Source organism: Microvirga calopogonii, assembly GCF_003347665.1.
GTDB lineage: Bacteria > Pseudomonadota > Alphaproteobacteria > Rhizobiales > Beijerinckiaceae > Microvirga > Microvirga calopogonii.
This window is the reverse complement of the sequence record NZ_QDGA01000007.1, coordinates 13,204-34,627: the sequence shown is the minus strand read 5'-3', so window position 1 is coordinate 34,627 and position 21,424 is coordinate 13,204. Positions and strand designations below refer to the sequence as shown.

Here is a 21,424-nt window from a genome sequence, read left to right as displayed (position 1 = left end):
GCCGATGATCCGCGACACGACACTCGGCTCCAAGCTCTGGGCGGCGGCCATCTGGTTCCTCGTCGGCTTTTTCGTCATCAACCTGTTCGCCATGATCGCCACCGTGGTGACCAGTTCCTTCGCCACCCGCTGGCTCGGCACGTGGCTGCCGGTCGGTTTCACCACGCGCTGGTATTCCTCCGCCTGGAGCGAGTTCCAGCTCTGGGACGTGCTGGTGGTCACGTTCCAGGTGATCGCCGCCGTGGTGTTCGTGTCAGGCGCGCTCGGCGTGACGGCCGCTTATGCTCTCGCCCGCCGCGAGTTCGCCGGAAAGCGGCTGCTTGTCCTGCTCTTCCTGCTGCCGCTGATGATCCCGCCGATCACCTTCGGCATCCCGCTGGCGACCGTGCTCTACCAGACTGGGCTGGCTGGCACGTTCTGGGGTGTGGTGGCGGCCAATCTCGTGCCGACCGTTCCCTTCGTGATCCTCGTCATGATCCCCTTCATCGAGCAGATCGACCCGAAGATCGAAGCGGCGGCTCGGGTGTTCGGCGCCAACACGTTCAAGCTCTTCATCCACGTACTCCTGCCGCTGCTCCTGCCGGGCATTCTGGCGGCTCTGCTGCTGGTGCTGGTGCGCACCATCGCCATGTTCGAGCTGACCTTCCTAGTGGCGGGCCCGACGAGCCAGACCCTCGTGGTGGCGCTCTACTACGCGGTCTTCGCGGCGGGCGTTCGTGCCGTTCAGTCCATCGATGCCATGGCGGTGATCTATATGGTCACGACCCTGGTCTGGCTGATCATCGCGCTGCGCTTCGTCAACCCGACGCAGATCGTCACCCGCGCCAAGCAGCAGCCGGCGCATTGAGGGTTTGTTCATCGGGCGGGGGGGCGTTGGAGCGTAAGCTCCATTGCTCCCACGTCATCACCGGCCTTGTGCCGGCCATTCCGATCGGAAGAGCGCTGTGCCTCAATCAATCGGGATCACCGACACAAGGCCGGTGATGACAACGGACGTGAGCACCCGTAATAACTTTTCAGGCCAGACCTCGAGGACATCATGTCGGATCGCTTGAACCAAGATTCGCTCGCCGATCTGCCGGAGGGCATCCGCCGTCCCGCCTATGACCGCAGGGCGGTGAGAACCGGAATCGTGCATCTCGGCGTGGGCGCCTTCCATCGGGCGCATCAGGCGGTCTACACCGACGATGTGCTCGCGCTCGATACCGGCTGGGGCATCGTGGCCGCAAGCCTGCGCAGCCCCGATACCTTCGACGCGCTGGCTCCGCAGGACGGACTCTATACGCTCTCAGTGCGTTCGCAGGGCGGCGAGGCGCTGCGCATCATCGGGTCCATCGGCCGGGTCATCGTCGCGCCGCGCGCGACCGAGGAACTCCTCGATGCCATGGCCGACCCACGGACCAGGATCGTCACGCTGACGGTGACCGAGAAGGGCTATTGCCACGATCCGGCGACCGGCGCGCTGAACGAGGCCCATCCCGACATCGTGCATGATCTCGCCTATCCGAAGACGCCCCGCTCCGCGCCCGGCTTCATCGTCGAGGCCTTGCGCCGCCGCAATCGGGCGGGCGTGCCGCCCTTCACGGTCCTCACCTGCGACAACCTTCCCTCCAACGGGCGCACGGTGAAACGGGTTCTCACGCGCTTCGCCGAACTGGTCGATCCGGAATTCGGCAGGTTCGTGGCGAACGAGGTGTCCTGTCCCTCGACCATGGTCGACCGGATCGTGCCCGCGACCAGCGACCAAGACCGCCAACGCATCGCCGAGGCTCTGCACGTGGAGGATGCCTGGCCCGTCGTGACCGAGCCGTTCACCCAATGGGTGATCGAGGACCGCTTCCCGCAGGGTCGGCCGGCCTGGGAGAAGGCGGGAGCCGAGTTCGTCGCCGACGTGGAACCCTATGAGCACATGAAGCTCCGGCTGCTCAACGGAAGCCACTCGACGCTCGCCTATCTCGGCTATCTCGCGGGCTACGAGACGGTGGCCGACACGATGGCCGATCCGGCTTTCGTTCGGCTCATCGAAGGGCTCATGGACGAGGAGGTCACCCCGACGCTCCATATGCCGCCCGGAGCCGATCTCGCCTCCTACAAGCGCGCACTGGTCGAGCGCTTCAAGAACCCGGCCCTGAAGCACCGCACCTGGCAGATCGCCATGGACGGCTCGCAAAAGCTGCCGCAGCGCCTTCTCGGCACCGTCCGCGACCGCCTGCGCGACGGCGCCTCCATCGCGCGCCTCTCCCTCGGGGTGGCGGCGTGGATGCGCTACGTGACGGGCACCGATGAGAAGGGCTCAGCCATCGACGTGCGCGATCCCATGGCGGCGCGCCTGCGGGAGCTGGCCGACCGGGCAGGGGGCTCGGCAGAGAAGCTGGCCAGTGCGCTGTTCGGCGTCCGCGAGATCTTCGGCGACGACTTGCCGAACGACCCGCGCTTCACCGGAGCGGTGACGGCGCATCTGGTGCGTCTTTACGAGAAGGGCGCCAAGCGAACGGTTGCGGAGTTCGGCGCGGAGTAGGCCGGCGCTTCGTGCTACATCCCGCCATAGGGCGACCGGAGATGATACGTCGCTGTCATTCCGGGGCGCCGCAGGCGAACCCGGAACCCATAATCACGACGCGGAAGGAAAGAGCGAGCAGCGTTGCGCCTCTTCCTGCACCGTCAGTGGCTATGGGTTCCGGGCTCCGCTTCGCGGCCCCGGAATGACAGCGATGCATGCTCTCCAACGTCATGGCCGGCCTTGTGCCGGCCATCCCGCTTCTGTGAGGCGCGGCGCTTTTCAAATCGAGATCACCGGCACAAGGCCGGTGATGACGTGAGAGGCCGCCATTGATCGCCTCCGACCGCAATCCTCACTCAGCCGCCAGCTTCGCCCGCTTGCGCTCGCATGATCTGCACCGGCATCCCATCGGCTTGATGAAGGTCTCGAAGTAGTTCTTGCCGTAATTGTAGGTGATCTCGTCGCCCGGCTTGATGCGCTTGATCGCCTTGATGCGGATCCGGCCGCGCGACACGGTGGCCTCGGCGTTCGGGCGGCAGCCGTGATTGATGTAGCGGGCGGTGTTCCAACGCGGCGAGCCGTCGATCGTCCAGCGCTCGCTGATCTCGAACAGGTAGCGCGTGTTGCGACGGCGCTGGACTTCCTCGTTCGTGATCTTCGGCCCGACATACTCGATGATGAAGGCGCCCTTCTCGATCACGTCGGTCGCGAAGAGGCCGAGGCCGGTTTCGGATCTCCCGATGCGAAACGGTCCTTCTGCAGGTTTCATGTTCATCTGAGACGAGGACTCCGAAGCACGCAAACCTCCACGCGGCTCTATTATCGATAAACCCGGAGCAATGAAATTGGGTCCGGACCGAAACTTCTCCAGATCCCGCGCAAGTTTTCGGCATCAAAGCGCGGACGTGCTCATCGCCGCGGTCTCGCAATCGAGCGGCCTCTACACGACTTCCGACGGATCCGAGGCTGAAGCCAGGGCGCGGCGCAGGGTGTCGGCGAAGTTGTCGTACGAGAACGGCTTCGACAATGTCGGGGAATCGCGGAACCGCTCGGGAAGGGAGCGGAAATCGTAGCCCGTCGAGAAGATGAACGGGATGCCGCGAAAGCGCAGAACGTCGGCCACGGGAAAGACCACCGAACCGTCGACATTGATGTCGAGAATGCCGATATCGATATCGGCCTGGAGCGCAAGGGTCAGGGCATGGTCCAGGCGCGCCGCCGGACCTACGATCTCGCATCCGAAATCGAGAACCATGTCCTCGATCAGCATCGAGATCATCGCCTCGTCCTCGACGATCAGGACCCGCTTCCTGCGACCCTCGAACATAGCCCCTCCAAGCCGGATTGCATCTGCATGGCGCCTGGCGGCGTCGCTAAAGCGAATCAGGTGCAACAACTATAGTCGATGGTACGGTACGCCATCACTATCTTAGGTTATTATGACTTGACGCATATCGTAATGCCGACGACCAGCCGAAGTAAAGAGTCTGGGGCATTCCGCTTATAGTTCGCCAAGCACGCGATTTCCGCCCGCACAACCCGCGTCGCCTCTGTGCTGGCCGGTTCGATGGAGACTATCGTCCGCACAGGCAGACCGGGGGCCATGAAGGGTCCGAAATGCTCCGCGCTGTCTCCGGCGCGGCTTCTTGCCTCACAGTCAAGTGACATTGGTCGGGCAAAGCGCTCCACCGGTTGTCTGGGACACGGTTGGTGGCAGGACCTGTCGACGATCTGCCAATGGCATTGGTACCGCGCTCCATCCGTCTTCCATTCGACTGCCGCGAAGGGAAGGGGCTATGGCGACCGCCATGTACCGAATGTCAGGAAGCAGGAGTCAGTGCCTGAGCAACTTTTGGATCAGGGCATCCGCAGCGTGGCTGGTCAAGCCCCAGGCGACCGGCCGGTCGCCGAGATAAACCGTAAACGTCCCGTCCTGCGTGGCCTGCTTGGCTATATGGATCATGAGTTATCCTCATCATGGGAGCCCGGACCCGAGGTCCGTTGTGGAGCCATGATGAAACGAGAGGCGTTTTGCGGGAAGCTTAAATTATGGGCAGTGACATGCCGATGACGCTGCAAAGCGTTGCGAACCAACGGCGGCACAGGCCGTTGGCGTGATGGCACGGCCCAGCCTTGCGGGTACGGGCCGATGGCCGCAGAACGGCAGGATCGATCCATGAAGCTTTTTGAGTGCCAAGCCTGCGGCCAGCCGCTCTACTTCGAGAACAATCGCTGCGAGAGCTGCGGCCGGCGGCTCGGCTGCCTCGCGTCCATTCAGGAAATCAGCGCCCTGGAGCCTGCCGAGGAGGGCCGCTGGAAGGCTTTGGCCCTGCCCGGCACGTCCTTCCGCTTCTGTGCCAATGCCCAGCACGATGTCTGCAACTGGCTGATCCCGGAAGAGGACCCCAACCCCTATTGCCGGGCCTGTCGGCATAATCGAACAGTGCCGGATCTCTCCAGCCCGCGTAACCTCGGCCGCTGGCGAAACCTGGAAACCGCCAAGAGGCGCTTATTCTATACCTTGCTGAAGCTGGGGCTGCCATTGGCGACCCGAGCCGAGGACCCGCAGGGGCTGGCTTTCGACTTCCTGGCCGATCCTGCGGAGAATTCCCCCGACGGTCCCTCCATCCTCACCGGGCACGACAATGGCCTGATCACCATCAACATCGCCGAAGCCGACGATGCGGAGCGGGAAAGGCGGCGCCACAGCATGGGAGAGCCCTATCGGACCCTCCTGGGGCATTTCCGGCATGAGGTTGGCCATTATTTCTGGAATGTGCTGGTCCGCAACGATCCAAGTCTTGAGGGTTTCCGCCGGATCTTCGGGGATGAGCGGCAGGATTACGGCGAGGCCCTGAAGGCTCACTATACCCATGGGCCTAGGGAAAACTGGCAGGAGGAATTCGTCAGCTCCTACGCGGCCTCACATCCTTGGGAGGATTTTGCCGAGACCTGGGCTCATTATCTTCACATCGTCGATACCCTGGAGACCGCCAATGCCTTCGGCCTGAAGGTGCGTCCCAGGATCGTCCGGGGCCCCGAGCTTGCGACGGAAATCGACTTCGATCCGCATCGCGAAACCGATCTGAACCGGCTGGTCACGGCGTGGCTGCCCCTGACATTCGCCGTCAATTCCCTGAACCGCAGCATGGGGCAGCCGGATCTCTACCCTTTCGTCCTTGCTCCTGCGGTCATTGCCAAGCTGGCCTTCATCCATGAGCGGATCCATGGCTCGAGCGCTGGCAAACCGGGGGACCAGAACGGCCATCATGTTCTCAAAGCGGTGATCGGAGGGCTGAATTCTCGCATCGGAGCGCCATAATCCGCATAACACGCCCTTTTGGGACCTTGCGTGAAATGTCTAGGTGTGAGTAGTTATCGTCTTGCCCTCAATGGTTGGGGGCGTTACGCCTATAGCGTTTACGAAACTTGAGACTTTAGAAGGCAGTCCTGATGGGCCGGGGAAATGATCACCGTGATCGCCGACGTCAATTTGGCGGTCAACCCGAAGATCACTGGGGCGATTTCGCTCCTCCAACATCTTATGAACGGCCCATGCGGCAGCAGACATCTTATGGCGCCTCAGCTTCGGGACCAGAGACCGAAGCGCGCGTGAAATGGTTCAATCCTGAGAAGGGCTTCGGATTCGTCGAGATGACCGACGGATCGGGCGAGGCCTTCCTGCACGTCCGGCAGGTCGAGGCGGCGGGCTATTCCGCGCTCGAATCCGGCACGACCCTGGTCATCAAGGTCGGCGCGGGCCAGAAGGGACCGCAGGTCCAGGAAATCGTCAGCGTTGACGCCAGCACGGCCGAACCCGAGCCGCCGCGTGCCGCTCGCGGTCCTCGGCCGATGCGTTCGGGTGGCCCCGGCCAGTCTGGCGGGTTCCCATCTCGTCCGAGCAGCCCGCGGCCCGTCGCCGGCCCGCCGGAGGTTCTGGCCACCGTGAAATGGTTCGATTCCGTAAAGGGCTACGGCTTCGTGTCGGTGGAAGGTGAGAGCAAGGACCTGTTCCTGCACATCTCCGTCGTGGAGCGTGCCGGCCTCAGCCAGCTCGAGCAGGGACAGGCGGTTCGTGTCGCCATCGTCGAAGGCCGCAAGGGCCCCGAAGTCGGCGCCATAGAGCTCGCCTAAGACACATCCAGCCTTTTCGGCGTGAATTAACCCGGGTCTGTGGCCTTCTCCTGTCGGGGAGGGTCGGCCCGGGTTTTTGCGTGTCGAAAGCATGTCGTCCGGGGACGCCATACCCGGTCTCAAAGTGGACCGCACCTTGAGACCGTTCTTCGGGCATTGGACGCGTGATCGGATCCTGAAAGCGCGTCCCGTTCTGACGTTGATCCTTCAGCAGTTGATGCTTCAGCAATGAACCTCTTCGAAGGCCCGCACCCACATCTCGCAGACACCGGACCGGACGATCTCATTGAGTGTGAACTCGATGATCGGAACGGGAAGCATCTGCGACTTGATCAGGTGAATGACCGTTCGTAGGCCCGAGGTCTCGCGCAGGTCGCACTGGCTTACGTCGCCGTTGATCACGACCGTGCAATCCTCCCCGATGCGGGTCAGAAAGGTTTTCATCTCGGCAGGAGTGGCATTCTGCGCTTCGTCCAGGAGAATGAAGGCGTCGCGCCAGGAGCGTCCGCGCATCACCTCGAAGGGCACCATCTCGATATCGCCGTTCTTGACTGCGATTTCGTAAGCGGCCGAGCCGATCCGCTCCTTGATGGCCTCGATGACCGGGGCAGCCCAGGGACCGAACTTCTCCTCCAGGCTGCCGGGGAAGAATCCGAGGGAGCGGCCGCTCGGGACGTTGGGGCGCGTGAGAATGATCTTGCGAATGCGGCGTTGGCGGAAGAGGTCCGCCGCGTATGTCGCTGCAATCCAGGTCTTTCCGGTCCCTGCCGGCCCCAAAACCACGACCTGGGCATTGTTTTTCAGAGCGTCGAGATAATCGTCCTGCGTTGCATTGAGCGGCTTGATGGGAGGGAGGCTGCGCTCGGCCTGGAACTTGGATCCGGTGAGGTCGAAGACCTGCGCTGTTTCAAGGGAGCGGCGGGTCTTGCGTCTCTGCTTCTCATGATGCTTGCTCAATGACCAACTCCGGGTTTGAAACTGCGCACAGAGACCTATCCAGGCGCCGCGCAGAGGCGTCTGGAGGAACTTGCAAGAGAAGGGTTGTTACGAGAGCGAGTCGTTGCGGGCGGTGGATTTCCGCGATCCGGACGGTGAGGATCAACCTGCCTGCCCATCAAAGCCTGTTCTTCAATCTGCCAGTGGCAAACTATCTTTGATTCTGATGACAGTTTACCGCTGCTACGCCTACCTGCGAGTCAAATGTTGAGGCAGCCTGCTTGGTTCCCAGGCATAATCCCTCTGCGAAACGCAGGGCAGAAATAGCTGTGGATGGCGTGGGAGGTGGCTCCCAGGAGGAAAGCCGACACGTCAAATCCTCGCCAATCGCCCCTGCCGGATGGTAAGGATGGCGCCTCGAAAAAAGGCAGTGCGGCATGATCGTCATCTTCGGCTCCATCAATATGGACCTCGTGGCACGGGTTCAGCGGATCGCTCGCCCGGGCGAGACCGTCCTGTCCCGCCGGGCCGACAGCTTCTTCGGCGGCAAGGGCGCCAACCAGGCCGTCGCAGCCGCGCGGGTCAGTCATGGCGGTCCGCTACGGGTCGCCATGGTCGCGGCCATCGGCAACGATCCATTCGGAACGGCTTGCCTCAAGAATCTCGAAGAGAATGGGGTGGACGTGAGCGCCATCCGGGTCACGGACGAGCCTACCGGCTGCGCCTTCATCACCGTCGATGAGACCGGGGAAAACGCCATTACGGTCGCCAGCGGGGCAAACATGGTGTTGAGCGCGGCCGACCTGCCCCAGAGCCTCCTTGCCGAGGCAACTGTTCTGGTCCTTCAGATGGAGGTGCCCATTGCGGATTCGCTGGAGGTCGCCGCACGAGCACGCCGGGCGGGCGTCAAGGTCCTGTGGAATTTCGCCCCGGTGCCGGCCGTCAAGGAGCGATCGGCCATCGCCGAACTCCTGGCCGTGACCGATGTGCTCGTCGTCAACGAGCACGAGGCGCTTGCCATAGCCAACATCGTCGGAGAGCCTTCGGGCGACGATTATCTCAAGGCCGGCGCTGAGATTTCCCGTTCCTTCGGACCGACCTGCATCGTCACGGCGGGATCGCGTGGTGCTTATGCCATGACCCCGGATGGTGCTCAGACCCATGCGACCGCGCGTCCGATTCTCCCGGTCGACACCACCGGCGCCGGGGACACCTTTGTCGGTGTCCTGGCCAATGGGATTGCCGAAGGGCTGGAGATCGGTCCGGCCATGGAGAGGGCCTGCGCTGCGGCATCACTATCCTGCCTTACGGCAGGGGCTCAGGCGGGCATGCCGCAGCGGAAGGCTCTGGAGCAGCACCTTCATCAGGCCTGAGCAACAGCCTCTGGAATGACCTTCGTCAGACTGCCGTTCGCGGGAAACAGCGGGATCAGGCAGGCCTGCAGGGCATGGTAGAGGTCGGGCTTGCCGGTGAAGAGAGACGTCCCGGGCTTCAGGTCTTCCGTCAGCTCCGGCTGCCATCCGCCGTGCCTGTGGTCGATCAGGTGTCGGTCCGCAAAGCCCCAGAGGGTGCGATACCATTGCTCGTGGTAATCGCTCGGGCTGTGATCGCCGAGGAAAGCTGCAGCACCGATGGCCTCCGCGCAGGGCCACCAGAGTTTGTGGGGCAGCCTCGGCTTGTCGTCCCAGTCCAGGGCGTAGAAGAAGCCGCCCTTGTTCTTGTCCCATCCGAGCTCGATGGATTGCCGGAAGAGTTCACGGGCGGCCTCCAGCATCCAGGCATGGCGCTGACCGCCGAGGGCCCAGAGCTGGAGGATGAGACGCGCCCATTCCAGCCAATGGCCCGGTGTGGTGCCGTAGGGGCGGAACACGTCGTAGCCCCGATATTCCTTGTCGAGGCTCCAGTCAGCATGGAAGTGCTCAGCCACGCGGTAGCCGAGAGACGCGGCATGACGGCCAATGATCAGGCTCGCGATCCGCTCGGCCTTGTCGAGGTAAGACTTGTCGCCTGTAGCCTCGAAGGCGGCCATCAGCGATTCCGTCAAGTGCATGTTCGAGTTCTGGCCGCGGTACTGGCTCAGGGGCTGCCAATCACGGGAGAACTCCTCCGTCACGGCTCCGTGCTTCTCTTCCCAGAAGCGCTCTTCGAGAACTTGGGTGATGTCCTGGATGAGACGGTCGGCGATCGGGTGCCCGACCACCTTTGCGCTGGAGGCGGCGAGCAGGACGAAGGCGTGCCCGTATGCCTGCTTGGTGTCGTCCTTCGGACCATCGTTGTCGAGAGACCAGACATAGCCGCCGTTCCGGGCATCGCGATGCGCATTCCAGAGGTAGGTCATGCCGTGATCGACGACGGCATCGCATCCGGGGCGGCCGAGCAGAGTGCCGATGGCGAAGCAATGCACCATGCGGGTGGTATTGTGGATCTGCCTTACGGGATTGGCAGTCTCGATCGGTTGGCCGGCATCGTCGAGATCGAAGAAGCCTCCGGCCGGGTTGATGATGCCGGACTGGAAGAAATCGAAGAGGTTGTTCGCTTGCTCCAGCAGCCATTGTCTGTGGAAGCGATTGGAACGCCAATGCGGGCCGAGTGGAGGAAGGACGGGCTGTGACATCGTCATGAGAGGTTCCATTGTGGTCAGGCGCGTGAGGCCATGAATTGTTCGACTTCGGCCCATGAAGGCGGATTGGCGCCGCGGCGGGTGCAAACGATGGCGGCCGCGGCGGCTGCGAAATCGAGGGCTTGCGTGACCTGCTCGGCCGCCAATCCAGCGATTCCTGCAGGCGTGAGCAGGTTGTTGGCATCGAGCCAGGACAGAAGGCCGGCATGGAACGTGTCGCCCGCACCGACCGTATCCACCACCTCGATCTTCGGAGCGGGGCGCTCCACGACCAAGCCGCCGAAGGCTGCAAGGGGGCCTTTCTCGCCACGAGTCACGATGACGAGCTTCGGTCCGAGCTGAAGCCAAGCGCGGGCAGCAGAGGCCAAGTCGCGGGTGGCGTAAAGGGTTTCGACGTCCTCGTCGCTCGCCTTCACGATGTCGGCATAAGCAAGCAGGCGCTCGAAGCGTTCCCGGTACGCATTCAGATCGCCGACGACCCGCGGGCGGACATTGGGATCGAGGGAGATCACGCGAGATCCGGCCTCGCGACGAAGCAGAGTCTCGATGGCGCTCGCGATGGGCTCGACCCCGAGGGCATAGGAGCCCGCCGCGATGGCATTCACATCAGGCGGCAACTGGGCCGGAAGCGCCTCGGGCTTAAGGGCCCTGTCCGCGGAGTTCGGAGCATAGAAGGAATATTGCGGCTGCCCCGAGGCGTTCGTCGCGACCACACTAAGTGTCGTGTGGTTCGGGCAACGCTGGAGGTAGGCGGAGCTGACGCCGGATTCGGCGAGTTTCTCCGCCAGGAAGCTGCCGAACACGTCCTCCGACAGAGTGGAGAGGAAGGCCGAGGGGCGGCCGAGGCGCCCGATGCCGATGGCGACATTGTAGGGCGAGCCGCCTGCAACGGCTTCCGCAGGAAAGCCGGTCGGGTTGGACGCTCCTATAAAGAGATCGATCAGGGCTTCGCCACAAACCAGGATCATCAAAAGCCTCCCGACTAAACCTCAACGAAACTCATGGACCCAACCGGCTCAGTCCGCCCAGAATTACGCGGGCATCGCATCGGGAGGAACCGGCTCCGAGGGAAGAGCCGCGATCCGTTTGAGGTCGCGCAATATATGATCCAGGGAAACGGGTCCAGAGACACCGCCGAAGCCGAAATAGAGCGTTCTGTAATGGGCAAAGAGCTGCTCATAGACGGCATGGGCCTTCGGGTCCGGCTCGAAGGTCCGGAAGGGCAAGCAGATCGCCGCCTGTGCGCTATCGAGATCAGGGTGCGATCCGGCCGCGAGGCTCGCGAAGATGCTGGAACCAAGGCCCGTCGGGATTCCGCTCGGTACCAGCACAGGCCGGCCGAGCACATTGGCGTAGACCTGGTTCAGGACCGCGTTGTGCTGGGGAATACCGCCCGCATTGATGACCCGCTCGACCGGCACGCCGCCCTCGGCCATGCGCTCGAGGATGATACGGGTGTGGAAGGCCGTGCCTTCGATGGCGGCGAACAGCTCGTCCTGGGCTGTGTGCAGCAGGTTCCAGCCGAGCGTGATGCCGCCGAGATCCGCCTTTACGAGGACCGTGCGGTCGCCGTTGTCCCAGGTCAGGCGCATGAGGCCTGTCTGGCCGGCACGGTATTGCTCCAGGCCCTTGGAGAGTTCCTTGACATTCGTGTTGGCGCGCCGGGCAATCGCTTCGAAGATGTCGCCGGTGGCGGACAACCCGGCCTCGATACCAACGAGCTTGGGATCCACGCTGCCCGGCACGACACCGCATACGCCCTGGATCAAACTGGTGTCCTCGGCCATCGCGATGATGCAGGTCGAAGTGCCGACGACGTTCACTACGTCGCCGACGCGGCAGCCTGCGCCGATGGCGTCCCAGTGGGCATCGAAGGCGCCGACCGGAATCGGAATGCCGGCTTTCAAGCCGAGTCGCTCAGCCCAGTACCGCGTGAGGTGGCCCGCGACGACATCGGAGGTGACGTATTCGCCCGCAAGCTTCTCGCGAATGCCGTCGAACAGCGGATCGACCTTGGAGAGGAATTCCTGCGGGGGCAGGCCACCCCAGCGCGGATTCCACATCCATTTGTGGCCCATGGCGCAGATACTGCGTTTGAGCTGTCGGGGATCCGTGACGCCGGTAAGGGTCGCCGCCACCATGTCGCAATGCTCGAGGGCCGTCACCAAGCGGTCGCGTTTGCCGGGATTGTTGCGCAGCCAGTGCAGCAGCTTGGAGAAGCCCCATTCGTGCGAATAGACGCCGCCGCACCACTGAATGGCTTCAAGTCCTTCCAGATGCGCAATCCGGGTGATTTCCTCGGCTTCGGATTTCGCCCGGTGGTCGCACCAGAGGTAATATTCGTCGAGGGGCTCAAGGCCTTCCCCTACCATCACGACGCTGGAGCCCGTGGTGTCGATGGCGAGGGCCGCCACGTCCTCTGCCTTCACGCCTGCCGAGTCGAGGGCACCGCGCATGGCGCGCGCCAGCGCATCCATGTGATCGGCATGTGCCTGGGTGGCATAGTCAGGATTTTCGCGCTTGCGGTGAAGCGGGTATTCCGCCGTGGCAAGGCCGAGCGGGCCCTTGCGATCATCGACGAGGGTGACCCTTACGCTCAGAGTGCCAAAATCGACACCGGCTACAACGGCCATCTATATCTCCCAAAACGGGGCATATGCGGTTCAGAAGGAAGCGGGAGGCTATTTCTCGGATTGGCCATAGGTCGCCGTCGCGCCATGCTTGCGGAAATAATGCCGGTCGAGCAGCGCCTGTGAGACGCCCTGTACGTTCGGCTGCAGGGAGAGTGTGTACATTGCCATGCGGGCGACCGCCTCCAGCACGACGGCGTTGTGGACGGCATCGTCGGGCGTCCTGCCCCAGGCGAAGGGGCCATGCCCGGCGACCAGGGCTGCGGGCACCTCCATGGGATCGCGATTGCCGAAAGCGTCCGTGATCGCAACACCCGTTGCGCGGACGTAATCGTTCTTGATCTCGTCGGCGGTGAGCTCGCGAGTGATCGGAACCGGGCCGTAGAAGTAGTCGGCGTGAGTGGTGCCGAGAGCCGGAATCGGACGGCAGGCCTGAGCCCAGGCCACGGCGTGTTCCGAATGTGTGTGCACCACCCCGCCGATCTCGGGGAACGCCTTGTAGAGATGGATATGGGTGTCGAGGTCGGAAGAGGGGCGCAGCTCGCCCCAGACGATCTTGCCCTCAAAATCCGTAATGACGAGGTCGTCGGCCTTCATGCGCTCGTACGGAACGCCGCTCGGTTTGATGACGACGAGATTGTCCTCGCGGCTGATGCCGCTGACATTGCCGAAGGTGTAAAGAACAAGCCCGCGCCGAACCACTTCCAGATTGGCTTCCAGAACCTGTTCGCGCAGCTGCTTCAACATCGGATGCGTCCTCAAAAGGCCCATGAACGGAAAACGGCGGCCACAGCTCGCGCCATGGCCGCCGGATGTCAAACGAAATCAGCGGACGGCCTGCCAGCCCTTGTAGTCCTTGATGTTGTCCGCGGTGATCAGCTTGGGCTCGAGCAGGATCACGTTCTTCTCGGGCTTCTTGCCGTTCACGATGCCGACGGCGAGTTCATAGGACTGAGCGGCCATGACGTATGGATCCTGGGAGGCCGAGGCCTTGATCAGGGAATTACCCGACTTCAGCTCCGTCTCGATATCCGGGGCACCGTCGACCGCCGTGATGATGAACTCGTTGCGGTTGAGCTGCTTGGCCGCCAGATTGATGCCAATGGCGGTCGGGTCGTTGATCGCAAAGACCGCATCGATCTTCGGGAAGCGCGTCAGCAGGCTCTGGCCGACGGCGAAGCCGCCTTCACGGGATCCCTTGGCATCCTGGTTGTCCGAGAGGACCTTGATGTCCGGGTATTTCGAGAAGACGTTCTTGCAGCCCTTCACGCGGTCCGTGATCGAGGAGACCTGCGGGCCGTTCACGATGAGGACGTCGCCTTTGCCCTTGATGTTATCGGCGATGTACTGGCAGGCGAGTTCGCCGGCCTTGACGTTGTCCGTCATCACCGTCACGTCGGCACCTGCGGCAGCCACGTCGAAGGCGGCCACGACCATGCCGCCCGCCTGAGCGCGCTTCACGGAGGGCTCGATCGCCTTCGGGTCGACCGCATTGATCATCACGATGTCCGTTCCGGCCGCCGTGAAGTTGTCCATCTGGGTGAATTGCTTGTTCAGGTCGTAATCCGCCGACACGGACGTGATCTTGGCGCCGGGAGTGATCTCCTTCGCCTTGGCCTCGATGCCTTTGATGGTCGCGACGAAGAACGGGTTGCCGAGCAGGCCGACCGAGATGCCGACGTTCTTGACGTCCTTGGCATAGGCCGGAGCCGCCAGGACGGCAGCGACGGCAAGGCTCAGCGTAAGACGGGAAAGTGCCATTGGTTCCTCCAAGTATCCTTGCAAGTGTCTTTGCAGGTGTCTTTGTGCTCCACGCCTCCCGGAGCCTGTGCTTGCTGTCCGGGAGGTCGTTCATACAAGCGCCCGGGCCGGGCGCTGGTATCTCTTGATCAGGTGCGCGCCGAACCCTTGAGGCGGTAGCGGTCGAGCGCCACGGCCCCGATGATCACGAGCCCCTTGATGATGAACTGCCAGATGTCGGAGACGCCTACGAGGATGAGGCCGTTCGACAGGATGGCGATGATGAGCGCACCGATGAGCGTGCCCCAGATCGACCCAATGCCGCCGACGAAGCTGGTGCCGCCGAGGATGACAGCCGCGATGGCGTCGAGCTCGTAGGATTGTCCGAGCTGCAATCCATTCGCGGCGAACAGGCGCGCCGCCGACATGACGCCGCCTAGACCTGCCGCCAATCCCGAGAAGGCATAGACGAACAGCAGGACGGCCCAGACCTTGATGCCGGTGAGCCGAGCCGCGTCCGGATTGCCGCCGACCGCATAGATATGGACGCCCAGCACCGTCCTTCGCAGGATGAACCAGGATAGGATCACCACGGCGAAGGCGATCCATACCAGCCAAGGCAGGCCGAACAGGGTTCCGTTGCCGATGAAGGCGAAGGGCAGTTCCGGGTTGAACTGGGTCGTGTCTTCACCGAGCAGGCGCGCGAAGCCGCGCACGGCCGTCAAGGAGCCCAACGTAACGATGAAGGGCGGCAGCTTCGCGTAAGCGATGAGAGCACCGTTCACGAGGCCGAGGCCCAAACCCATCAGCAGGGCCGCGGGAATGCCGAGCATGCCCCAATCCGGGATCTTCGAGGCCAGGATCGCCACCATGGCGGCGGCGGCCAGGATGGATCCGACCGACAGATCGATGCCGCCGGTCAGGATGACGAAGGTCATGCCGGCCGCGAGCACGGTATTGATCGAGGCCTGCTGCATCACGATCGAGAGGTTCTGGAAACTCAGGAACCGGCCCGACATGAGCTCGAACACGACGCCGAGAATGATGAGCACCGGCAGCATGCCGATGGCCTGCAGAGTGGAGCGCCAGGCAAGGCGGCGCTGAAGGCTTTCGGATGCCGGGTCGGCGCCTTTGACTCCGGTCGCTTGCATGCCGGCGCTGGTCTCGTTGGGGGATGTCATTCGGCAGCTTCCCTTACGCCTGTGGCGATAGCAATGATGTTTTCCTGTGTCATGGGCGGATGGCCGGCTCCGCCGACCTCACCTTCAAGTCGTCCTTCCCGCATCACCAGCACGCGGTCGCAGATGCCGACGACTTCCGGCAGCTCGCTGGAGATGACGATGACGCCGACGCCGTTGCGGGCGAGGCTGTCGATCAGCCGGTAAATTTCCGACTTGGCGCCGATGTCCACGCCGCGGGTTGGCTCGTCGAGGATGAGGACCTTGGGTTTCGTCTCGAGCAGACGCGAGAGAAGGACTTTCTGCTGATTGCCGCCGGAGAGGCTGCCGACCGGCACCACGTCGCCCGCCACACGGATGCCGAGAGCCCGGATCGCAGCCGCAGCTCGCTGCCTGGCGGCTTTCAGGTTGAGAACGCCGCCGGCACGGGCATCCCGGCTCAACACGTTCACATTCACATTGTCCCGCACGGTCAGGTCGAGGAAGAGACCGAGATGCTTGCGGTCCTCGGTGAGATAGACCACGCCGGACTGGATGGCATCTTCGGGCTCGTTGATCGAAAGCGGCTTGCCCTGGAGATAGACCTCGCCGCTGGTGCGCGGATCGGCTCCGTAGATGAGACGCGCCAGCTCCGTGCGACCTGCACCGACGAGGCCGGCGATCCCAAGGACTTCCCCTTCATGCAGCTCGAAGGAGCAATCGCGCACGCGCACGCCGTCACCCATGTTGCGCACCGCAAACATCACGGGCCCGCGGCTCTGATGGGCATCGTGCTCTTTCTTGTAGAAGGACGACAGGTCGCGGCCGACCATCATCTGCACGAGTCGCTCGGCCGAGATCTCGTCTCCCACGAGAGTGCCGACATAGGAACCGTCCCGGAGCACCGAGACGCGTTCGGCCAGTTCGTAGATCTCTGCCATGCGGTGGCTGATATAGATGATGGCAAGGCCTTCCGCCCGCAGCTGCCGGATGAGCGCGAACATCGCCTCCGTTTCGCGGGAGGAAAGGGAGGTCGTGGGCTCGTCCATGACCAGGATGCGGGAGTTCGCGATGAGGGCGCGGGCGATCTCCACGAGCTGCCGCTCGGCCATCGACAATTCGCTGACCTTCGTGGTTGCCTTGAAGTGTACGCCCAATCGTTCGAGGACCGTCCTGCAGGCCTTCTCCATGGAGCGCCTGTCGACCATAGGGCCGGACTTGTGCTCCCGCCCGAGAAGCATGTTCTCGGCGACCGTCAAGTTCGGGGCGAGGGAGAGTTCCTGATAGATGATCGAGATGCCGTGATGGCGTGCCGTCAGCGGGCCGTCGATGACGACGGGCTGGCCGTTGATGCGGATCTCTCCTCCCGGGTCTGCCTGATAGGCGCCGGAGAGGATCTTCATCAGCGTCGATTTGCCGGCGCCGTTCTCGCCCATCAGCGCATGGATTTCTCCCGGATAGACGGTCAGAGAGACGTTCGTCAGCGCCTTGACGCCTGGGAACGTCTTGGAAATATCTTTCATTTCGAGGATCGGAGTGGATCCTGTCATGGGCGTTTCCCTAAAGGCGCGTTATTGGGGCGGCAGTTTTCAGCCTTGAACCCTGAAGACTCTATCATGCCAAATTTCGGACCGGATCAGAAGGGATCTTGACTGCCCTAAATGTCTCAATTCAATCGGGTTTCAATCCCTCCTTTATAGCCGTGGAACACAGCCCACAAAAATTTGCAGGCAATGTCACTGCTCATGACGTTAGTTCGTCGACATTAGGATACATTGTTTCTAATTCGCGCGTCCTTCAGGACCGCACGAATTCCGGCTTCAGCGCGCGATACAGGTTGCGAAAAGCCTCAATCCTGGGACGATAAAGGTCTACGAGCTGCGGCTGCGGCTCGATGGTTTCGAGGATGTCGGGTGGCGTGCACACCGTTTCGGGAGATTCTCCGGTTACTGCCAGGCGTGCCAATCGCGCCGCACCGAAGGCAGGTCCCTTGTCGCTGCCCTGATAGCGCAGCATCGGAACGTCCAGCACGCTGGCGAAGATCTTGGCCCAGAAGACGCTTCTCGACCCGCCTCCGATCATACCCGCATAAGTGAGCGGCGTGCCCGCCTGTGCGAGACATTCCTTAGCATCGGCGAAACTGAAAGCCACGCCTTCAAGGATTGCCTGGACGAAGTCCGTCTGCTGCGTCTGCGGCGAGAGCCCAAAGAACACGCCGCGTGCGTAAGGATCGTTATGCGGTGTCCGCTCCCCCGCGAGATAAGGCAGGAAGAGAAGGGGCGACGGCTTCCGATAGGCGGCTTCGGTCTCCTGCAGCAGCTCACCGATGTCCCGCTTCAGGAGCTGGGCTCCCCAGGCCAGGCAGCTTGCGGCGTTCAGCATCGCGGCCATCTGGAACCAGCGGCCGGGCACTGCGTGGCAGAAGGAATGCACCACCGCCTCGGGAGCCGGGCTGAAATCCTGAGTGGTGACGAAAAGCTGTCCAGATGTGCCGAGCGAAATGAAGGCCGATCCATCCTCAATGGCGCCGAGGCCCACGGCCCCGGCTGCCGCATCGCCCGCGCCGCCGGCCACGACCACATCGCTGCGCAGACCCCACCGCCCAGCGACATCGGCCCGAACGATACCTGATGCCTGCGAACCTTCGACGAGCCTCGGCATCTGATCGCGTCCGAGCCCTGTCGCGGCCAGCGCCAAGTCGGACCAATCGCGCTTTGCCTCGTCCAGCCACCAAGTGCCGGCGGCGTCAGACATCTCCGTCATGATCTCGCCGGTGAGCTTGAGGCGGATATAGTCCTTCGGAAGCATCACCTTGCGGACGGCGCGGAAGACTTCCGGTTCGTTGCGGGCGAGCCAGACGAGCTTCGGTGCGGTGAAGCCGGGCATCGGGATGACGCCCATGGCGTGGGATAGCTCCGGATGCTTGTCGCCGAGCTCCTGCGCCTCCTGAAAAGATCGGCCATCGTTCCAGAGAATAGCGGGGCGGAGAGGTCGGTCATTCTCGTCAAGAAGGACGGCGCCATGCATCTGTCCCGAGAGACCGATGCCGCGTACATCTGCCAGCGCCGACGCGGACCGGGTGTGCAGTTGATCGAGTGCTGCCTGAACCGCCTCCCACCAGATGTCCGGATCCTGCTCGGACCAGAGATCGTGTGGCCGCGAGACATGCAGGGGGACGTCCGCTTCCGCAACCGCTGTCTGCCGCTCGTCCACGAGGATCGCCTTCACGGCTGAAGTGCCGACATCGATACCGAGATAATGGGGCACGCCGCATGCTCCTTGAAAGGTTAATGGCCTTGGTTTGGCCTCATGTTCGAAAGAGCATATAGCTCAGCCCTGCCGCTTAGGCATACAGGTGATAAAATCCAGAGGCGAGGCCATGAAAAAATCTCATGGTCGAAATGTCGCTCGGATATTTAAATGGCAACGGCATGCACCAGATAGTCCGGCATGCCACAGAATTCCAAAATCCAGTCTGAGTTCACCCGCCCCGATGCTGCTCACTCGGCGGCCGCGCTGAGCGCTGCCGTGCGGCTGCATCTTGGGAAACAGTTGCGTGCCCTCTACGGCGATCCCGCAGAGGACAAGCTGCCACGCGATCTCGCGCGCCTGGCCGATCGCGTGGCCCAGGTTATCCGCGCTCATACGGAGCCGGTCGACCAGGAATTCATCAACGGCGTCATGGATGCGCTGCCGAACCTGCGGGCCTTCGCTCTCTCTTTGACCGGCAAGGTCGATCAGGCGGAGGATCTGGTGCAGGACACGGTTCTGAAGGCTCTCACCAAACAGGACACGTTCGAGGCCGGCACGAACCTGCAGGCCTGGCTCTTTACGATCCTGCGAAACGGCTTCTATTCAACCCACCGCAAGACCAGCCGCGAGGTGGAGGACGGCGATGGCACTCATGCCGCTAGCATGATCGCGATCCCCGACCAGGAGGACAAGCTCGCCCTTCAGGATCTCTCCACGGCGCTCGAGAAGTTGCCGCAGGAGCAACGTGAGGCGATCATCCTCATCGGCGCCGAAGGCATGTCCTACGAGGATGCTGCGGAAGCCTTGGGCGTGAAAGTCGGGACGATCAAGAGCCGCGTCAATCGCGCCCGCAATCGGCTCGCCGAGCTGATGGGAACGACCCGCGCCGATCACGATCACTCGGCAACGGTCTGACGATCCATTCACTATGTGCCTGAGTAACGTGCGGAAAAGTGCATTTCACTTTTCCGCACGATGATCTATGCCTTCGCCTCACCAATTTGTGAGCAGGCGCGCAGTACATCCTTGCGGAACCCTGCCGCTCTCCGGCGGCGGCTCCCGGCACTCGGCGGTTTGAAACCCGTGCGAGGCTGTCAGGACATCCGACTGCCCGAAGGACTTTGAGGCATGTCGTTCGTCGAGCTGATCGGATTTCTGGCGCTGACCGGAATTGCCGCCTACATCCAGACCCTGACCGGCTTTGCCTTCGGCCTGATCACCATGGGTGGCGTCGGTCTCACGGGCCTCCTGTCCCTTCCTGATGCGGCGATGCTCGTGAGTGCGCTCACCTTCGTGAACGCCGTTCAGATGCTCCACAAAGGCTGGCGCGACGTGGCGTGGCGAGAATTCCGCGTCGTCATGCTGACCAGCATTCCCATGCTTTTCGTCGGCTACTGGCTGCTGGAATGGCTTGCCGGAACGCGGGCCGACATTCTGCGCCTTATCCTCGGCTTCGTGATCATCGTCTCGAGCCTGCAGCTCGCCCGAAAGCCCGAGCCGCTCCCCGGGAGATCCAGCGACGGTTCGTTCATGTTTTTCGGCAGCATCGCGGGCCTGATGGGTGGGCTGTTCTCGACCGCCGGGCCGCCGCTCGTCTATCACTTCTACCGGCAACCCATGCCCCAGGTGACGATACGGGAAACCCTGGTGACGGTGTTCGCGCTCAACGCGGTGTTCCGGAACGGTCTCGTGATCTTCTCCGGCAACCTCCCGTCGCCGTCGACTCTGACGGGACTTTTCGCCGTCCCGGTCGTCATGGGGGCAACCCACGCGGCCCGCCGCTGGCCTCCGCCGCTCTCAGCCGCTACGATGCGTTTGATCGTGCTTGGCCTGCTCTTCCTGTCCGGAGTGTCGCTTGGAATGCCAGCTGTCGTGCATTTGCTGAAGGCTCATTGACGACGTTGGAATGCACAAAAAATCAGCGCTCGCGTATGGGCTTGTCTTCGAACTTTTCCATAGGCTTCAGGTTGAGCTTGTAGCTGGTGGGTGCTCGTAGCCGCTCTTCTGCAAGGAGGGGAGCATGGAACACAGGCCTCTGTCCGAACTCAGTAGCGTTGCCGATCTGAAGATTCCCGGGGAAGTCAAAGCGCCGGTCCTGTCGAAGCGTGAACGGCTCGACCGCTGGGTCGAGCTCCTGGAACAGGATCCGGATCGCATCCTCAGAACCCTGGATGAAATCGAGTGGAAGCCCAAGGCCCAGCGTCTCGCCCTTCGGGCCGACGGCTCGGCCCTGTCGGTGGCCTATTCCGATCCGGTCCTCCGTCACGCGGGACTGGGCAGCGATACCTTCGGAGATGCGGTGGATTTCTTCCAAATCTCCGAGCACGACGCCCACATCGTACTGTGCTCGTGCCATGGCGGCGAGGCCATGCGGGCGGACGAAGCGGCCCGTCGGGTGCGCGGAATCCGTTCCCCCAGTCTCTGGGCGCTTTATTTCGGCTGGTTTCGATAGCCT

At 62.7% G+C, this 21,424-nt stretch carries 20 protein-coding genes; 8 read left to right on the top strand and 12 right to left on the bottom strand.

The annotated features are described in order from the left end of the window. Positions 1-4: 4 nt before the first annotated feature. Both DDF70_RS08885 and DDF70_RS08880 read left to right on the top strand, forming a co-directional pair. Positions 5-847: an ABC transporter permease gene (locus DDF70_RS08885; protein WP_114944515.1), complete on the top strand. Its 843-nt coding sequence runs from the start codon at positions 5-7 to the stop codon at positions 845-847. 192 nt (positions 848-1,039) lie between these two features. After that, positions 1,040-2,518: a mannitol dehydrogenase family protein gene (locus DDF70_RS08880; protein ID WP_114944514.1), complete on the top strand. Its 1,479-nt coding sequence runs from the start codon at positions 1,040-1,042 to the stop codon at positions 2,516-2,518. A gap of 334 nt (positions 2,519-2,852) precedes the next feature. Here DDF70_RS08880 and DDF70_RS08875 read toward each other — a convergent pair whose 3' ends face one another. The 3 genes from DDF70_RS08875 to DDF70_RS38705 all read right to left on the bottom strand — a co-directional run bounded on the left by DDF70_RS08875 (position 2,853) and on the right by DDF70_RS38705 (position 4,463). Continuing rightward, positions 2,853-3,275 (bottom strand): SET domain-containing protein, encoded by a 423-nt coding sequence (locus tag DDF70_RS08875; RefSeq protein ID WP_114944513.1) that lies wholly within the window; start codon positions 3,273-3,275, stop codon positions 2,853-2,855. A gap of 165 nt (positions 3,276-3,440) precedes the next feature. Continuing rightward, positions 3,441-3,827, bottom strand: a complete 387-nt coding sequence (locus DDF70_RS08870) for a response regulator (protein WP_009492562.1) — start codon at positions 3,825-3,827, stop codon at positions 3,441-3,443. Positions 3,828-4,334: 507 nt separating this feature from the next. Then, positions 4,335-4,463 carry a hypothetical protein gene (locus DDF70_RS38705; protein ID WP_281024350.1) on the bottom strand — a complete coding sequence of 43 codons (129 nt, stop codon included), beginning with the start codon at positions 4,461-4,463 and terminating at the stop codon, positions 4,335-4,337. Between the two features lie 213 nt (positions 4,464-4,676). On the opposite strand from DDF70_RS38705, the gene DDF70_RS08860 reads away from it, so the two are divergent. Together DDF70_RS08860 and DDF70_RS38700 are read left to right on the top strand one after the other, a co-directional pair. Next, positions 4,677-5,822 carry a zinc-binding metallopeptidase family protein gene (locus DDF70_RS08860; protein WP_114944511.1) on the top strand — a complete coding sequence of 382 codons (1,146 nt, stop codon included), beginning with the start codon at positions 4,677-4,679 and terminating at the stop codon, positions 5,820-5,822. A 233-nt stretch (positions 5,823-6,055) separates the two neighbouring features. Then, positions 6,056-6,634 (top strand): cold-shock protein, encoded by a 579-nt coding sequence (locus DDF70_RS38700; protein ID WP_114944510.1) that lies wholly within the window; start codon positions 6,056-6,058, stop codon positions 6,632-6,634. A gap of 222 nt (positions 6,635-6,856) precedes the next feature. On the opposite strand, the gene DDF70_RS08850 is transcribed toward DDF70_RS38700, so the two are convergent. Further along, on the bottom strand, positions 6,857-7,591 hold the full coding sequence (locus DDF70_RS08850) for a PhoH family protein (RefSeq protein WP_425374062.1): 735 nt from the start codon (positions 7,589-7,591) through the stop codon (positions 6,857-6,859). Between the two features lie 416 nt (positions 7,592-8,007). On the opposite strand from DDF70_RS08850, the gene DDF70_RS08845 reads away from it, so the two are divergent. Further along, positions 8,008-8,943 (top strand): ribokinase, encoded by a 936-nt coding sequence (locus DDF70_RS08845; protein ID WP_114944509.1) that lies wholly within the window; start codon positions 8,008-8,010, stop codon positions 8,941-8,943. On the opposite strand, the gene DDF70_RS08840 is transcribed toward DDF70_RS08845, so the two are convergent. The 8 genes from DDF70_RS08840 to xylB form a co-directional block, all read right to left on the bottom strand. Then, entirely contained in the window at positions 8,934-10,190 is a 1,257-nt protein-coding gene (locus DDF70_RS08840) for an AGE family epimerase/isomerase (protein WP_170316046.1), read from the bottom strand. The two genes, DDF70_RS08845 and DDF70_RS08840, sit on opposite strands and share 10 nt — an antisense overlap. A gap of 17 nt (positions 10,191-10,207) precedes the next feature. Next, on the bottom strand, positions 10,208-11,158 hold the full coding sequence (locus tag DDF70_RS08835; protein ID WP_114944508.1) for a carbohydrate kinase family protein: 951 nt from the start codon (positions 11,156-11,158) through the stop codon (positions 10,208-10,210). 63 nt (positions 11,159-11,221) lie between these two features. Then, on the bottom strand, positions 11,222-12,823 hold the full coding sequence (locus tag DDF70_RS08830) for a ribulokinase (RefSeq protein ID WP_114944507.1): 1,602 nt from the start codon (positions 12,821-12,823) through the stop codon (positions 11,222-11,224). Positions 12,824-12,871: 48 nt separating this feature from the next. Beyond that, a complete protein-coding gene (locus tag DDF70_RS08825; RefSeq protein ID WP_114944506.1) occupies positions 12,872-13,567 on the bottom strand; it encodes an L-ribulose-5-phosphate 4-epimerase in 696 nt (231 codons plus the stop codon). 78 nt (positions 13,568-13,645) lie between these two features. Beyond that, positions 13,646-14,581 carry an ABC transporter substrate-binding protein gene (locus tag DDF70_RS08820; protein ID WP_114944505.1) on the bottom strand — a complete coding sequence of 312 codons (936 nt, stop codon included), beginning with the start codon at positions 14,579-14,581 and terminating at the stop codon, positions 13,646-13,648. Positions 14,582-14,709: 128 nt separating this feature from the next. Continuing rightward, positions 14,710-15,741: an ABC transporter permease subunit gene (locus DDF70_RS08815; protein ID WP_114944504.1), complete on the bottom strand. Its 1,032-nt coding sequence runs from the start codon at positions 15,739-15,741 to the stop codon at positions 14,710-14,712. Beyond that, the gene (locus DDF70_RS08810; protein ID WP_114944503.1) at positions 15,738-17,267 is read right to left on the bottom strand and encodes a sugar ABC transporter ATP-binding protein; all 1,530 of its coding nucleotides are present in this window, start codon (positions 17,265-17,267) and stop codon (positions 15,738-15,740) included. Before DDF70_RS08810 ends, DDF70_RS08815 begins: the two co-directional genes overlap by 4 nt. Positions 17,268-17,514: 247 nt before the next feature. Then, entirely contained in the window at positions 17,515-18,984 is a 1,470-nt protein-coding gene (gene xylB / locus DDF70_RS08805; protein ID WP_114944502.1) for a xylulokinase, read from the bottom strand. Between the two features lie 183 nt (positions 18,985-19,167). On the opposite strand from xylB, the gene DDF70_RS08800 reads away from it, so the two are divergent. The 3 genes from DDF70_RS08800 to DDF70_RS08790 all read left to right on the top strand — a co-directional run bounded on the left by DDF70_RS08800 (position 19,168) and on the right by DDF70_RS08790 (position 21,421). Continuing rightward, positions 19,168-19,884, top strand: a complete 717-nt coding sequence (locus tag DDF70_RS08800; RefSeq protein ID WP_114944501.1) for a sigma-70 family RNA polymerase sigma factor — start codon at positions 19,168-19,170, stop codon at positions 19,882-19,884. A 213-nt stretch (positions 19,885-20,097) separates the two neighbouring features. Continuing rightward, positions 20,098-20,865 (top strand): sulfite exporter TauE/SafE family protein, encoded by a 768-nt coding sequence (locus DDF70_RS08795; protein ID WP_114944500.1) that lies wholly within the window; start codon positions 20,098-20,100, stop codon positions 20,863-20,865. Positions 20,866-20,989: 124 nt separating this feature from the next. Next, positions 20,990-21,421 (top strand): hypothetical protein, encoded by a 432-nt coding sequence (locus tag DDF70_RS08790; RefSeq protein WP_114944499.1) that lies wholly within the window; start codon positions 20,990-20,992, stop codon positions 21,419-21,421. Positions 21,422-21,424: the final 3 nt, after the last annotated feature.

What these genes read in the sequence shown, in the direction of transcription:
- DDF70_RS08870 (WP_009492562.1), bottom strand. Translation starts at nt 3,827, where the DNA reads ATGTTCGAGGGTCGCAGGAAGCGGGTCCTGATCGTCGAGGACGAGGCG.
- DDF70_RS08830 (WP_114944507.1), bottom strand. Translation starts at nt 12,823, where the DNA reads ATGGCCGTTGTAGCCGGTGTCGATTTTGGCACTCTGAGCGTAAGGGTC.
- DDF70_RS08810 (WP_114944503.1), bottom strand. Translation starts at nt 17,267, where the DNA reads ATGACAGGATCCACTCCGATCCTCGAAATGAAAGATATTTCCAAGACG.
- DDF70_RS08860 (WP_114944511.1), top strand. Translation starts at nt 4,677, where the DNA reads ATGAAGCTTTTTGAGTGCCAAGCCTGCGGCCAGCCGCTCTACTTCGAG.
- DDF70_RS08815 (WP_114944504.1), bottom strand. Translation starts at nt 15,741, where the DNA reads ATGACATCCCCCAACGAGACCAGCGCCGGCATGCAAGCGACCGGAGTC.
- DDF70_RS08820 (WP_114944505.1), bottom strand. Translation starts at nt 14,581, where the DNA reads ATGGCACTTTCCCGTCTTACGCTGAGCCTTGCCGTCGCTGCCGTCCTG.
- DDF70_RS08790 (WP_114944499.1), top strand. Translation starts at nt 20,990, where the DNA reads ATGGAACACAGGCCTCTGTCCGAACTCAGTAGCGTTGCCGATCTGAAG.
- DDF70_RS08875 (WP_114944513.1), bottom strand. Translation starts at nt 3,275, where the DNA reads ATGAACATGAAACCTGCAGAAGGACCGTTTCGCATCGGGAGATCCGAA.
- DDF70_RS08880 (WP_114944514.1), top strand. Translation starts at nt 1,040, where the DNA reads ATGTCGGATCGCTTGAACCAAGATTCGCTCGCCGATCTGCCGGAGGGC.
- DDF70_RS38700 (WP_114944510.1), top strand. Translation starts at nt 6,056, where the DNA reads ATGCGGCAGCAGACATCTTATGGCGCCTCAGCTTCGGGACCAGAGACC.
- DDF70_RS08800 (WP_114944501.1), top strand. Translation starts at nt 19,168, where the DNA reads ATGCCACAGAATTCCAAAATCCAGTCTGAGTTCACCCGCCCCGATGCT.
- DDF70_RS08795 (WP_114944500.1), top strand. Translation starts at nt 20,098, where the DNA reads ATGTCGTTCGTCGAGCTGATCGGATTTCTGGCGCTGACCGGAATTGCC.
- DDF70_RS08845 (WP_114944509.1), top strand. Translation starts at nt 8,008, where the DNA reads ATGATCGTCATCTTCGGCTCCATCAATATGGACCTCGTGGCACGGGTT.
- DDF70_RS08835 (WP_114944508.1), bottom strand. Translation starts at nt 11,158, where the DNA reads ATGATCCTGGTTTGTGGCGAAGCCCTGATCGATCTCTTTATAGGAGCG.
- DDF70_RS08840 (WP_170316046.1), bottom strand. Translation starts at nt 10,190, where the DNA reads ATGACGATGTCACAGCCCGTCCTTCCTCCACTCGGCCCGCATTGGCGT.
- DDF70_RS38705 (WP_281024350.1), bottom strand. Translation starts at nt 4,463, where the DNA reads ATGATCCATATAGCCAAGCAGGCCACGCAGGACGGGACGTTTACGGTT.
- DDF70_RS08825 (WP_114944506.1), bottom strand. Translation starts at nt 13,567, where the DNA reads ATGTTGAAGCAGCTGCGCGAACAGGTTCTGGAAGCCAATCTGGAAGTG.
- DDF70_RS08885 (WP_114944515.1), top strand. Translation starts at nt 5, where the DNA reads ATGATCCGCGACACGACACTCGGCTCCAAGCTCTGGGCGGCGGCCATC.